Source organism: Microcoleus sp. Pol7_A1 (genome assembly GCF_036701085.1).
Classification (GTDB): domain Bacteria; phylum Cyanobacteriota; class Cyanobacteriia; order Cyanobacteriales; family Microcoleaceae; genus Microcoleus; species Microcoleus asticus.
On the sequence record NZ_JAUBQD010000002.1, the window covers coordinates 179,815 to 194,197 of the forward strand.

Annotated in this window: 11 protein-coding genes; 7 read left to right on the top strand and 4 right to left on the bottom strand. The window is 44.7% G+C overall.

All coding sequences use genetic code 11. The annotated features are described in order from the left end of the window. Positions 1-244: hypothetical protein (locus QUA20_RS02350; RefSeq protein WP_333185060.1), on the bottom strand; the 244-nt coding region annotated here is incomplete at its 3' end. Positions 245-326: 82 nt separating this feature from the next. Here QUA20_RS02350 and QUA20_RS02355 point away from each other — a divergent pair. From QUA20_RS02355 to QUA20_RS02370, 4 genes are all read left to right on the top strand, one after another. Further along, positions 327-6,581: a S8 family serine peptidase gene (locus QUA20_RS02355; RefSeq protein WP_333185062.1), complete on the top strand. Its 6,255-nt coding sequence runs from the start codon at positions 327-329 to the stop codon at positions 6,579-6,581. Between the two features lie 206 nt (positions 6,582-6,787). Continuing rightward, positions 6,788-7,546: a peptidylprolyl isomerase gene (locus tag QUA20_RS02360; RefSeq protein ID WP_333185064.1), complete on the top strand. Its 759-nt coding sequence runs from the start codon at positions 6,788-6,790 to the stop codon at positions 7,544-7,546. 406 nt (positions 7,547-7,952) lie between these two features. Further along, positions 7,953-8,324: a hypothetical protein gene (locus tag QUA20_RS02365; protein WP_333185065.1), complete on the top strand. Its 372-nt coding sequence runs from the start codon at positions 7,953-7,955 to the stop codon at positions 8,322-8,324. Between the two features lie 7 nt (positions 8,325-8,331). Beyond that, a complete protein-coding gene (locus QUA20_RS02370; protein WP_333185067.1) occupies positions 8,332-9,051 on the top strand; it encodes a hypothetical protein in 720 nt (239 codons plus the stop codon). A gap of 304 nt (positions 9,052-9,355) precedes the next feature. Here QUA20_RS02370 and QUA20_RS02375 read toward each other — a convergent pair whose 3' ends face one another. From QUA20_RS02375 to QUA20_RS02385, 3 genes are read right to left on the bottom strand one after another with little or no spacing between them, the layout of a single operon-like run. Next, on the bottom strand, positions 9,356-10,033 hold the full coding sequence (locus tag QUA20_RS02375; RefSeq protein ID WP_333185069.1) for a hypothetical protein: 678 nt from the start codon (positions 10,031-10,033) through the stop codon (positions 9,356-9,358). After that, positions 10,030-10,299 (bottom strand): hypothetical protein, encoded by a 270-nt coding sequence (locus QUA20_RS02380; protein ID WP_333185071.1) that lies wholly within the window; start codon positions 10,297-10,299, stop codon positions 10,030-10,032. The genes QUA20_RS02375 and QUA20_RS02380 overlap by 4 nt, the downstream gene beginning before the upstream one ends. A gap of 39 nt (positions 10,300-10,338) precedes the next feature. Then, positions 10,339-10,590 carry a hypothetical protein gene (locus tag QUA20_RS02385; protein ID WP_333185073.1) on the bottom strand — a complete coding sequence of 84 codons (252 nt, stop codon included), beginning with the start codon at positions 10,588-10,590 and terminating at the stop codon, positions 10,339-10,341. 342 nt (positions 10,591-10,932) lie between these two features. Here QUA20_RS02385 and QUA20_RS02390 point away from each other — a divergent pair, with 342 nt between their 5' ends. The 3 genes from QUA20_RS02390 to QUA20_RS02400 all read left to right on the top strand — a co-directional run bounded on the left by QUA20_RS02390 (position 10,933) and on the right by QUA20_RS02400 (position 14,380). Then, positions 10,933-11,154: a hypothetical protein gene (locus QUA20_RS02390; protein WP_333185074.1), complete on the top strand. Its 222-nt coding sequence runs from the start codon at positions 10,933-10,935 to the stop codon at positions 11,152-11,154. A 103-nt stretch (positions 11,155-11,257) separates the two neighbouring features. Beyond that, positions 11,258-13,345: a hypothetical protein gene (locus QUA20_RS02395; RefSeq protein ID WP_333185075.1), complete on the top strand. Its 2,088-nt coding sequence runs from the start codon at positions 11,258-11,260 to the stop codon at positions 13,343-13,345. A gap of 396 nt (positions 13,346-13,741) precedes the next feature. Beyond that, positions 13,742-14,380, top strand: coding sequence for a hypothetical protein (locus QUA20_RS02400; RefSeq protein WP_333185077.1), 639 nt, complete (start codon positions 13,742-13,744; stop codon positions 14,378-14,380). The last annotated feature ends 3 nt before the right edge of the window (positions 14,381-14,383 follow it).

The window sequence follows — 14,383 nt, forward strand, 5'->3', positions numbered from 1 at the left end:
CTATTACTTCCAATGAAAATGTAGCTATCGCACCTACATCAAATATAACCGATTCAAGCAAAACCCCAACAAATACTGAGGTAACGACTGCAAATTCCTCGACTCCTTCCGTCATCTCTACAGACAATAAAACTTTAACTAATTCTACAACAAACTCTAGTGTCACCCCTGCTGAAGCAACGGCTACAACTCCCAAAGATAGCGAGGCAAATTCAAAGATTACAACTTCAATAAATTCAACCACTGCGGGCGAAACTCAAGGAGCCACAACCAGCACAACTGACGGGGATATCACCCAGCTAGCATCACAAAGCTTTACATTTAACATGGGGGTATTCAAAGTTGATGAAACTGGCAAGGTTGGGATTGATTACCTGTTTGACGGTGGTGGATATGAGGGAGAGTTAGGGATTTTTAATCTGGAGGGGATGGAAAAATTAGCTCAAAACTCAGATGCCTTTATTAGCGAGGCTGCACGCAGATCGGTAAGTAATTCTAGTTTGGGTTATGTAGTCATTAATGATACTACTGAAGGAGCCAAATTTAATGGCGATCTCCCTTACGAGATTAATCGCGATGGAGGCGAATATAAAGGCGTTAAAACCTTTACCATGCTGCCCGGAGATAGGTTTGCTTTCATCTTAGTTCCTAACGGAGCTAATTTACAGCAAGTTGCAAACAAGTCTGCAACAGGTGATGACGCACGGCCTTTATTTTCCCTGCCAATGGCTAACCCAAATAGTAGCTTTATGACAGGGCAAATTGCCGATGTCACGGGTGTAGGAAATACCTTTGTGATGGAAGATTTGCGGGTAGACAAGCCAGGTACAGATAGCGACTACAATGACATTATTTTCCAGGTTCGGGGTGCGACGGGAAGCGCAGTCAGTATAGATAGCGTCATCGATTTAAACAAAGATTGGCGTCCAACTAACTTAGGGAAAGCGTTAATTGAGTATGCTAAACCTTACGTAACACCGGAAAATCCTAAAGTTGGGGAGTTGGTAACAGATGAGTTGTACGATAGCGTTTTCGGTAATAAAGATAACCAGGTAGATAATAACAGCAAAACAGGAGCGATCGCGCCAGAAGTCCCAAAATCTGATTCCCCTGCTGTCACTACTGCACCCGCAACATCCGATCCGCCTAAAAACCAGGCTAACGTAACTTCTACAAACTCCGATGCGATCGCACCCGCAACAGAAAAACCATCAGTTTCCGTTGAGGAAGCTGCTCCTGTCACAGATAAAACAGCGGTAACTTCTGAGAGCGAAAATCAGCCTCTTGACTCTGGATCGACTGCATCAGTATCGCCACCACAGCCAGTTGTTACAACTGACTCTTCATCTAGCGTCACGGAGGATGGAGGAGATATCGCATCTAACACTCTTCCAACAAATCCCGATTCAGCCGTAGCAGCAGATAATAATTTAGGAGCGATCGCCTCTGAAGTGTCAAAATCAGATACCCCTGTTGCCAATACAGCAGTGGCAAAATCCGATCCTGCTAAAACTGAAACTGACGTAACTTCTACCAACTCCGGTGAGAGCAAATCCGCGATCGAGCAACCATCAGTTTCCATTGTGGAAACTTCCCCTGTCACAGATAAACCAGCGGTAACTTCTGAGAGCGAAAATAAAGCGATCGCGCCGCTTAACTCTGGCTCAACTACACCAGTATCTGCACAACAGCCAGTGGTGACAACCGAGTCTTCATCTAGCGTCACGGGGGTTGGAGGAGCGATCGTATCCGATACTCCCAAAACTTCCGATTCAGCAGTAGTAACGGATAATAATTCAGGAGCGATCGCTGTTAATCCAACTTCTACCAGAGCGCCAAATTCAGTAACAGCAGACAATTCTGTTTCCAATGTTACTGGGGATAATGGAGGTGCGATCGCGCCTACAACTGATGCTAATACCCAGCCCACCGTAGCAGAGACAGTGGCGAGTCAGGAGATGGATGGAATTACATTAATAAAAGAAGCAAACCCTCTGGTTTCTACTACACAGCAACCAGCAGTAGGAAATGTGTTGGGTGAGAATGAGGAGAGAGGCACGATCGCATTTACTACACAGCCAACTTTACAAAAACCTGTTGCTACAGCACAAAAGCCTGTTGCTACAGCCAAAAATTCAGTTAATAACTGGCTATATGAGGTTAAGCAAGAATTAACTACTCTCAACAATCAGGAGACTCAAAGTTTAAATCATCTTCAAAATGTATTAACTGGCATTGACAGCCAGATTCGCAAACAGGTTGACGACTTTAAAGACTCTATTTTGGCAACTGAAAACTCTATTGATAGCCAGTTACAGCCACTAAAAATTCAACTCTCCAATGTTGATGGTGAGTTGTACAACGCAGCACGCAACCTTTGGACTACGCTTTCTAAAACCCCAACCTCAATGGATGCTGGAATAAGTCTTGCCAGCGATCGACTCTTAAACGTTGGTAACGATATGTACGAGCAGGTATACAACGTTGGGAGGGAACTGTCCTACTCTGGAGACTACATGAATGATTGGGTAGAGTATGTAGAAAGCAATCTCTCCAGCAGTGGTAACTACACAAATGAGTGGGTTGACTACGCAAAAAATACCGTTTCTAACAATGGTCAATTCATGTATGACTGGGCGTACTATACCTGGAACGACCTATCTAATACTGGCAATTACTTGAATCAGTGGGTTGACTACGCAAACAGTACAGTTTCTAACAATGGTCAATTCATGTATGACTGGGTGTACTACACCTGGAGTCAACTGAATGGCAAGGGGTTTGGAAACGATGTTTGGGATGACTACCGCGCCCTCGATAGCTACAGGCTTACAGCTATGGCTGATGCCTGGAATCAATCCAACGCTTTCAAGGGCAGTAAAGAGACGGTGATGAGCAGTCTATGGAATCAGTACCAGAGCATGGATGCCTACCGTCGTCAGGAGATGGGCGATGCTTGGAATCAATACTACAACTTAGCTGCATACCGCGAGCAGGGTATGGATAATGCCTGGAATGAATACTATGCTCTCAAAGGCAATAAAGAAACTGTAATGAATAGCCTTTGGAGCCAGTACCAGAACCTGGATACCTACCGTCATCAAGTGATGGGTGATGCTGAGAATCAGTTGGATGCTCTTAAGAATTCTAAAGAAGCATTCATGAGTCAAGCTTGGAGCGAGTATCAAATACTGGAAAACCAGCGTAGCCAAGTTATGGGTGATTACTGGAGTCAGTACGAGCAACTGCAAAATGCCAAAAATTCAATCATGGCAGAAGCTTGGAAAGACTATCAAGCTTTAGATGTTCAAAGTCATAAAATTACGGATGATGCCTGGACTGAGTACGATGGCCGGAAAAACTCTTGGAGCGAGTGGGTAGACGACTCTCAAGCTGAAATCGATGTTTGGGCGAAGATTCTGGCTTCTGAAAATCGCTGGTATAAAACCTCACCAGCAGATATTTTGCTGAAAAATGGTTTACCCCTCATTGGTCTAATTGACTCAGGCTTCCAGGCTAATAATCCTGACATTAATGCCTCTCGAATCAGTCTGGGTAAGGATTGGGTAGATGGTGACAGCGACCCCTTGTTGCAACCAGGAGAGGGAGATCAACATGGTACTCAGATGTTAGAGGTAATTGCTGCCACTCGTAACAATGGTATTGGAATTGATGGCATTAATGACAAATCTCCTCTATGGCTAGGTCGTGCGATTGGTTCTGGAGACTGGGCGCAGTCATTGATTGAGTTTGTGGACGCTGCTAAGGCATCGGGGCAACCAAATGCTGTAGTCAACCTTAGCTTTGACTTGACCCAAATCAATCCGGATGGAAGTGTTACTACTCGCTACGAATTGACTTCCCTGGAACGGGCAGCTTTGATTTACGCTCAACAGAATAATGTTCTGGTTGCTACCTCTACTGGGAACCAAGGAACTACTATGTCAGCACTTGCTCAGGCTACTAAGGAGTTTGACAATATCCTGGTGGTTGGCGCTGCTGAAGGCTGGCAGAAAGCAGCCTATTCCAGCTATGGAGAGGTCGATTATGCCAACTACGGCAAAGGGGTGGATATCCTAGCACAAGGCACTGCTACCAATGGTGCATCTGGTACATCAGTGGCAACTGCCAAAGTCACGGGTGCTGCATCTCTAATCTGGGCAGCCAATCCAAGCCTGAACTACACCCAGGTTATCGATATCCTCAAACGTACAGCTACCGACCTGAATGCGTCTAATTGGGACGCTGAGACTGGTTTGGGATTGCTGAACATCTCAGCAGCAGTCCATCTGGCGAAGGCAACAAAACCAGAAGTTTACACACCTCCTAATATTGATTTGGTTCAGGCTACCCTCAAGAACGGAAATATCCCAGAAGTTTACTGGCCTGAATTCTATAACCTGCACCACTACTATGACCTGGAATCCAAACTCGAACAATCGGCCTGGATAGATTCGGATGAAATAACTTCTACAGAGCGACGCGCTTGGGGAGTTCCTGGATGGGTCGAGGAAGCAGCAGTAGTCGTGGCTGTCGTTGTGCCATCACCTGAGACAACAACAGCTGCAATATTACTCAACCTGAAAAAAGAAGAAGACAAGAAGAAAGAAGAGGCAGCCCGGAAACAAGCGGCAGCGAAGCTGGAGGAGGCGCGGAAAAAAGCAGCAGCAGCTAAGGCAGCAGCAGATGCAGCAGCAGCAGCTAAAGCTAAGGCAGCAGCAGATGCAGCTAAAGCTAAGGCAGCAGCAGATGCAGCAGCAGCAGCTAAAGCTAAGGCAGCAGCAGATGCAGCAGCAGCGGAAGCAAAACGACGGGAGGAAGAGAAGAAAAAGCAAGAGGCTGAACAAAATGCTAAGAAGATAGTTGCCACGGCTCAAACTAATCTAGAAAACTCCAAAGCGGTTGCCCAGAATGCGGTTACAAATGCCCAGAATACACTAGAAGCCGAAAAAGTAAGGGCACAGAAGTTAATAGACGATGCCCGGACAGCTTTAGCAAATGCTGACCAGTCCTCGCAGGAGGCTATTGAAACTGCCCAACAAGCTTTGGAAGCAGCCGTAGAGGAAGCCAACCGCATTGTTGCGTCTGCTGAAGCGGTCTTGGTACAGACCCAAGCAGAGGCACAGAAACTTATTGACGATGCCCAAGCTGGACTAGCAGCAGCAGAAGCGCAGGCACAGCAGATATTAGCAGACGCTCAAGCTGCATACGATGCAGCAGCATCACTGGCAGCAGCAGCAGCGCTGGCATATCAAGACGCACTAGCAAAATCTAAAGCAGCAGAAAAGAATCTTGCAGATGCTAACGCTGCTTTAGCGTTAGCAGAAGCTGAATTGAAGCAAAAAACAAAAGAGGATCAGGAAGCGGTAGCCACACTTGAGAAATTGCAACAAGAGGAGTTAGAACGCCAACGGCAAGCGCAGAATCAGCGCAAGAAAGGTTTCTCTGACCGATTCAGCGATAGTGTCAAGCAGTTCTCAAAGGATATCAGCGAGAACATTAAGAGCAATCTAGATGGCGTAGACGTTCGTGCTGTCGTCGATGTCTTAAAGAAAGTTCCCTATGTTGGCACTGTTGTCAACGGTATCGAGGGATTAATTGCCCTTGCTCAAAAGGATTGGAAAGGAGTTGTTAAGAGCGGGGTCAATGGGGTACTAAAAATAATACCCGGTGGCACTGCTGTTCCAGAGAAAGTGGTCAATATCCTAATAGATGTCGGCTGGGGTATTATTAGTAAAGACTACGAGACAGCATTGAAAGATGTACTAAAAGAGCTTGAGGTAAAAGATAAGGTAGCAAACACCTTTGTGGATGTTGCCTGGGCAATGAAAGATGGTGACTGGAAGAGCGTTTTAGGTGCAGGTTTGTCCGGTGCTGGATTCAGCAATGCTGACAAATTTGTAGGCATTGCCTGGGGTTTGAAAGATGGCGATTATACGAAAGCTCTCACGGCAGGTCTAGAAGTTGCTGGACTGGACAAATTAAGCATCAATTCAAACCAAGCCACAGCATTGGTCAACTCTGCGATCGCACTCAAAGACAATCAAACTAGCAAGGTTGCAGATGAATTACTCTCTGTTGCGGGTACACAGTTCGCTAGTAGTTCTTGGGTGCGGGATCTTAAAGACAGCAATCCTAACAATGACCGTGCTGCTGTCACTCAAGGGTTATCAGCCGTTGGCTTTAAGAATGTAGAGCAGTGGGTTAACATGGCGTGGGATGTCAAAGACAAGAATTACCTTAGTGCCATTTCCACTGGGTTCTCGCTAGCTGGGTTCTCACAAGGCAAAGACTGGGTAGACATGGCGTGGAGTTTGCAGCAGGGCGATTATCTTAAGGCGCTTTCTACAGGATTCAAAGTTGCTGGATTCGCGGAAGGCGAACATTTAGCCAAAGCTGCTGTTAACTTAAGAGAGGGTAAGTATTTGGATGCTTTCTTTGAAGGTATGTACATGGTTCCCGGTGTCGAGGATTTAGTCAATGCTTTCAAAGCAGTAGGCGATGGCGATTTCAAAGGTGTCGCCAACTCGCTGGCTAAAGTAGCTACTAATCCTACTCTGCTCAAATTGCTTGTTAGCTAGTAACGCAAGTTGCTAGTTATTCAAAAACCCGGTTTCTGCTCCCAAAAACTGGTTAAAAACAGTCCCATATCACAAGAACCCGGGTTTTTAGGCGTCAAAGTATTATAACTAGCAACTTGAGTTAGTATCAATGTGGGGCGGGTAAATTAGGAATAGTTGTCACCCGCCCCCACAAGTTAAAATGCCCTTATTAACAAACATTCCCAATGGACATCAACAATTTTTTAACGATCGACGGTGTAACTTTATCTTTAGAGCAATCCCTTGGCTATCTCCGCACGGCTGGTAAACTATCAACCGTTGTGTTAGAAATTGCCCAGCAGTATCTGTTAGAAAACGAAATCCAAGCTTTAGAGATTTCCGAACCAGAAACCGATATCGTAGAACAATTTATCCTAGAATTTCGCTTGCAGCAGCAATTAACCAGCCCTGAAAGTTTCCAAAAATGGTTATTTACAAATGGAATTAATTATGCTGATTTCAAGCAGCAAGTGAGTTTTCGCATCAAACAAGAAAACTTCAAAGAAAAAGTCACGGCATTAAAAGTACAAAAATACTTTGTGCAAAATAAAGAAGGTTTGGATCGGGTTGTTCTTTCCCGTATTGTCGTACAGCATCCAGAAATTGCTCGAGATTTGAAAGCGCAATTGGAACGAGGGGCAGATTTTGTCCAATTAGCTAAACAATATTCCACAGTAGATGATGCCGTAGTAGGTGGCGTAATGGGACCAGTTATTCGCTCTCAGATGCCAGAAATGATTCGCAAGGCTACAGAGAATGCACAAGTTGGACAAATTATTGGTCCGCTTCAAATTGAGGGACGCTATTGTTTGTTGAAAGTGGAGCAACTGCTACCTGCTGCGTTAGAAGGTGCTTTAAAGCGAGATTTGGAAAATCTTCTGTTTGAGGAATGGTTAAAAGAGAAACTACAAAATATGAATGTCAAGTTGAATTACCCAGCTTGAATTGAGCCGATCGCTCGAGGTACTGGCATCTCTGCACGAGATACCTTCGTCCGCATCGCTGCTAATCAAGAATTACTGACCATTCTGTCTAACTGTAGTTTAGACTAACTAAAGATGAGAACGGTGGCAAAAGAAGAACTAGAGCCACCGTTAAGGAGAGAATGAGGGTGAAAAAGAAAACCTATCCACTCCTTAAATGAACAGTGAACGATTAAAGGACTTTCGTCAAGCAGCATACGAGTTATTGATACGAGCCAAGGATGCAACATTCGAGCTGATGGATGCAGTGATGACCACCAGAAATGCGTCATGTTTAGCGGAATTTTCACTCAATCCATTATTCAAGCGTCAATGGCCAAGCGTCTATGAAGCCTTACAAGACTGTAGGCCAGACCGGAAAAAACTGATGGAGTTGTATCAAGAGCAATTAGAACAGCAAGTACCTGCAACAGAACATATATTAGTGGCGATCGATCATACTGCATGGGGGAGACCATTCGCCAAAACCTTAAAAGACAGAACCCATGAATATCAGAGGGGCTGCATTGTGGGACAGGGGTACAGTACCATTGCGTGGATACCTGAAGCTCAAGGAAGTTGGGCATTACCCCTACTCCATGAAAGAATAAGTAGTGGGTCTTCACCCATACTTCAAGCAGCTTCCCAACTTAAACTTGTCTGTGAACAGAGCATCAACCCAGTATTAGCAGTCTTAGACGCCCGAATATGGCAATGCAACTTGGGTATTAGCGCTAGCGCAAGCTTCCATTCAAGCTGATTGTTTAATGAGAGTCCGAAAGAATGCCTGCTTGTGGTCAGCACCACCCGCTTATAGTGGTCGCGGTAGACCACGGAAACATGGGCAAAAAATGAGACTCAACGACCCAACCACATGGCTGCAAGCTGATACTGCGATCGAAATTGACGAACATCCAGAGTTGGGACAAGTCCGAGTCAGACAATGGCTTGACTTGCATTTTTATCGTGTCCCTGGACAAAAAGTCAATTTAATCCTGGTCGAAAGAATGAAGCCCATGTCAAACGGTCAGCCGTTTCCACCCTTATGGTTGGCTTGGGTGGGAGAACGAACTCTACCCTTAGAAACTGTTTGGTTTAAGTATTTACGACGTTTTGGAGTGGATCATTGGTATCGATTTGCTAAGCAACGATTACATTGGACATTGCCTAACTTGAGAACTCCCGAACAATCTGAGCGTTGGAGTGATTTAATGCCGTTGATGACTTGGCAACTCTGGCTAGCTAGGGATTTAGTGATTGAGAATGTATTACCTTGGCAATCTGCTACCACCAATTTAACCCCTGGACGTGTTGCCCAATCAATGTTGTCGGTTTTAGTTGACATTGGTACTCCTACGAAATTGCCTAAACATAGGGGAAAATCTCCTGGTTGGGAAACAGGAAAGGTACGGACTAAGGCACCATGCTATCCCACTGTCAAAAAACGGGTTTCTCGACGCAAAAAGTCTTCAAGATTAGCTGTTTAATCTTCTACTTTTTGAGTTTTTGAGCAACAGCTTGCCTGAGCTTAAAAGGTGGCTACTTTTAGCTGCGCTCATTTTTTAGTCTAAACTACAGTGTCTAATGTACCAGCTAGTTCTATTACTTCTGCTGCATTTGCCATTATGGGAACTTGAATAGCAGTGACTTCGTTACCTCCCATCAACGCGAGTCAACTAATATCTCAGGGCTTAGGCAACAGTAATTCCAGCCAGTGCAAAGCAAAAGTTTTTTATATGCCCGAAGTGATGAGCTTCGGGATAATCTGTCGCGGTTAACTGGGCAATTTTTTTATCTAAAATCGTCAGTCAAGTCCAAGGAAATAACTCGATCGGGCGCGAGAACACCTCCGACTTTGATAACTTGCAATTCTCCGGTTTCGTGAGGGTACTGTGCTTTCACTCGGGCAATTGCTGCATCTAAACTAGAAGCCTGAGCAATATACACCTTTTCCAGAGAATTTAACACCCAAATAGGTTGGAGCCACTTATGTCGGGGTTGTAGAATTGAATTGTGAATTACTTGGCAAGTATACAGAACAATTTGCTCCATCGCACTTGGCGAACAAAACTCTCCCAATTCCGATTCAATACACTGTTTGAGTTCTGGCGTGGGAATGTATTCTGCAACTGATTCTAAGGGCGTTAATTTCGGTTGACTATCCGGCGATCGACTGCTTTCTTGCACTACTAGCGATTCTATAAAATAACTCACTTGGGTGACGATCGAGTCAAAATCTATTTCCATCAATAAATGACCCAAATACTCCCTCAACAAATTTCTTAACTTCTCATCAGATATATTGATGCCACAGGTTTTCAGATACACTGAAGGTCGATCTCCTAAATTCCGGCCGCAGCCAACTTCTCCGTTAGCTGCATCTTCAGCTTCTACCAGCTCCCTCAAACGCTGGTGGCGGATTGTATCATCTATTGTGGATTGAGGCTCGGAGGGAATTGATTTACTCATCTGTCTGTCCTTAATGTTTCAAAGTAATTAAGATTGTCGGGTTCTTCAGGATCTGGACCGCAGTCTAGCAGCCCCACTCTCAATTTTCTATAAAATACTAGCGCACCAGGCAATGCGTGCAAGCCTATTCTCCCTTGGTATCCTAATTCTTCGCTGCGGGCGATCGCAAAATTTATCAGATTTCCACCTACTCCTTTGTAAGTAGGAGGATTGGTGATAGCAGGTCGATTCCAAGGAGCCGTTGCTAGGGCCCTGATATACACCAATCTACGTCTTAATTGAGACTCAATATAGCAGCGTTTTTTTTAAATATCAATTGTCATTAAACCCTGAGTTGTGCCATCGCACTCAATGGCATATAGTTCATCTCCCGGTAAAAACTGAGTTCTATAGCTTTTACTAACCCAATCCCAGTATTCATCTTCTTCTCCACTACCTCTAAGGATTGGTTCCCAGAGGGTAGCGGCATCTTCTAAATGCTTTTGGTTGACCGAGGTCAGGAGGGCATCAACCACCTGCATATCTCGAACTCGAAGAAGCTGGATGGGGCGATTCAATTGCAACACCTAACTCGATAACTAGATGATAGCCTAATACAGTTTCTAACGTTGATAAATTTATGTATGACTGGGCGATCTACACCTGAAATCAACTGAATAGTAAGGGGTTTGGAAACAACGTTTGGGATGACTACCGCGCCCTTGATAGCTACAGGCATACAGCTATGGGTAATACCTGGATGCAGTACAAAAGAGAAACTACAAAACAACTTTCATAGAGCTACCCCCTCCATGTGGAGGGGGTAATTTTTACTGAACGAAATCGCTCACAGGGATGAAGTTGCAAAAACTAGATGCGATTTAAGTTGAAACTATTCACCACATAAACTAAGAAAAACCATGCACAATTCATCGATCGAACCTAATTTCGGCTATAACAACTCCGGTTACGAATCGCAACCCGATTTGACTGTCGGTTACTCATCACCTAGGGAAGTTCGTCAAGGTAATTTTGACGACGCTTACCAAGAAAATGTTTATGATTTGTCCAACTTAGCAGATACTCCTTGGACAGATTCAGCAGTCCGGCCGAATCCACAGTTGGAACTGGAGCTTGATTAAAGAAAAAAGCGAAGATCGAGAAATGCAGTGCTGGACGCATCAACTCAGAAAAAATAGAGCAGCTTTCTTTTTCGCGATTTTAGTTAACATCAAGAGGATTTCCATGAACAGTCCCAAGCAGTTAAAAAAATCAAGCCAGATAGGCTCTGCCTTAATAGCTGCCAGTACACTCTGCCTAATTTGTGCTGCGATATGCATTACTTTCTTCAGCTTTCCATTAATTGCTAGCGCCAGTTCCTTACCTACTAAAATTTGGGAAAAAGAACAATCTAGAGTTTTGCTGCCAGATTGGAACCAGATTACCTTTAGTTCCCTACCCGCGGTTGCTAGTTCTGGAAGTTCTGGCGGTCGAAGCTGGCAAGCCGGCACTTCTGTTGACAACATCTTAAAGTTGGGGGACATTAACGATGTCAAACCTGAAATTCTATCTTTGCAAGCAATTGAACAATTGGCACTAGGGGATATCAATTTAGAGAATATCAGCTTGTCCGCCTTTCCCTTAGCTGGTAAGCAAACTGTCGGTCACTTGGCTGAAATTGTTCCGAATCTTAGCCAATTTCAATTGAGCGATGTTGCTCCAATTGCTTCTTTATCTTCTCAAATAGCCGGAGTGAACCCTAACATCAACCAATTACCAATTGGTCAAGCTGTAAAACAAGTACCGCAACTAGCGCAGGCAAAACTTAACCAAATTGATCTATCTGAGTTTGAGATCGCCCAAATCCCCAACCTTAATAGCGTAAATTTAGAACAGTTCTCTGGCTGGTCAGAGGAACTCATCAGCAATATTCCGCTGCTGAGTCAAGTCCCACTTTCTAATTTTCCGGTTCCTATTGCGTCTATTGGCAGCACAATCATGCGAATTGACACGATTTACAGTCGGTACGAAAGCAAACGCAATAACACAATTTCCGGTTCTGATGTAGAAGGATTTGCGGTAGCCTGCGAGAAAGATTGCGCTTATATCGAACTCGACGACATGGAAAACGTCGGTCGCCGCGCCACAGGGCCGCTAGAAGGCAAGCAGTGGATTAGTGGCAAATACCAGGAAGTGCGAGGCGGTTCTGGCTGTTTGACCGGTTGGGAACCGACGGGCCGGCATCCTTTTGGGGAAGTGTTTAAAGTAGTAGTAATGGAACCGTCAGAAACCAGCGATACTGTTGACACGGCTCTGTACTTCAGGTTTAGTTTGCCCTGCGGCAAATCACCTTACATTATTGGTCCGGTTCCGTTTCTCAGTTACAGCGTTAATTCGCCTATGTTTGTCGGTCGATTGGATGGCGGTTCTTCTAACAGTATTTCTCGCTCAAAAGGCGTCGCCTCTGAAACAAAACCTTCAAAGCCGCTGAGTTCAAATCAAACTAAAGAAAACCCTTTACTAACTCAGCCTGTACCTGAATCCAAGCGAGAGTGCGCGCGCCCCGCAACTTACGTTAACGGTGTGGATGTGGCTTCATTAGGGGAGGCATTAGCGAAGCTTTCCGAAGGAATCGCCAATTTGGAAAATGCAGCCAGTGGCGATTACGAAGCTATTGGCGAGATGGTTTGTACCGAAGGATCTCGCAACTGCGGGCGGGCGATCGGTCGCTATCAGTTGATGAGTTACCGGGAAGACGTGCAGCGTGCTGTCAGCTCAATTCCAGGGGGGGCTAACTTTATCCTGAACGTCAACAAAGGCCAAAAACCTACAAGAGAGGAACTCTTCCAATATTTTCCTCCTGCTGTTCAGGATAAAGTCTTGCAAAATTCTCTAGCTGAGAACTTAGTCAGCAGCCAACAGGAAATTGACCCTAAAACTGGGCAGGTGTTCAAGGGCGATCGCTTAATTGAGCGAGTAGCGCAAAAACACTTTGGGGGTTCTGGCAGTAAAATTGATGCCAGCTATTCCAACATTTTAGGCGGCTACTCTCTCAAACAGTACGGGGAAAAAGTTCGAGAGCTTTATAACCACAATACCAGCGACAATTGCCAAGCAAATTCTGGTGACAGCAATGGCATCACCAACTCTGTCGGCTCCGGCATTACTTTAAATGCTAGTTTGAGTATTAAGGTTGCGCTGTTCATTAGCTCTTTTTTGGGGGGAATGTGGTTTTTAATTCGACTTTTTCACAAGCGAAAGCAGCAAATTTTTCTGATACTAATTGGTTTGGGACTAGCAATTAGTTTTGGCACGGCTGCACTCTCCCATTGAACCAGGGGAAAGAGGAGGTGGAAAAGCAAGTTATTAACAAGTCTAACAACCTTCTCTACAACCAGGACGTTTTTAATTGCTGAAACCATTAATTTTATGGCATTGATATCAAAATTGGTAGTATCGGAATGATTAAACCACAGAGGACACAGAGGACACAGAGAAAGAGAAGAGAGAGATAATAATTCCGATGTCAACTGATTAGATATGACTTCTAAGCTGTTCAGGATCTAAATTGTAGAGTCGTTTTGTATTCCCCGAAGGAAGTCATAAAAATTGACTGTAAGATTTAGACATACAACAGCTTAGTTCAGCCAAACAATCTCTCTTTTATTGTCTTTTTCTTCTGCTTTAGTGTCCTGTTTTTTCTTGTATTTTGTAGGAGTGAAGTAACAAATGGTTAAACAAAATAGAGTTAAGCAGCAAACTGCAGGCACCCAAAAGATTGTCAACCCCCCGGTTTGGTTAAATCAACTTGGTTACTGGTTTCGCATTGGTTTGACAGTTTTTACCGCGCTGTCGCTATTATTGGGGACAGTTGCTTGCACGAATTCTAGTTCAGCAACAACCGCACCAGCTTCTTGGCAACAAGCTTTGCGAGTCACTCCAAAAGAAACTTTAACCCTAATCGTAAAGGAACACAGCAGCCTTCCAGAACTCAAAGTAGCGGCTAGGCAAAGTGCAGCGGCGGAAGCAATTAAGAGAATGCGAGTGTGGCAAGTTAATGGCTCGGTAGGACGGCTGAACCTTTATGATTTCAATAATTCCACTCTGTGCGGCACAAAAGGCTGCCTTTATGTTGGCTACTTAATTCCTAATGATTCAAGTCAAATGCCAACAGAAGTATTTGCAGCTTATCTCGACCCCCATAAACCGCCGAAAACTCCTTTGTTTAAGGCTGACAGTTCTTCGCACGAGGGTTTGCCTTGTCTAGGAGTGAATCAGCTTTCCAAAGAAGGCCGCCGCCAGCTTCAATTTTGCTACGACGGCCTTACCTATCAACTTGCTGACAGCCAGCTTTTCAAAGATGGTTAGTGT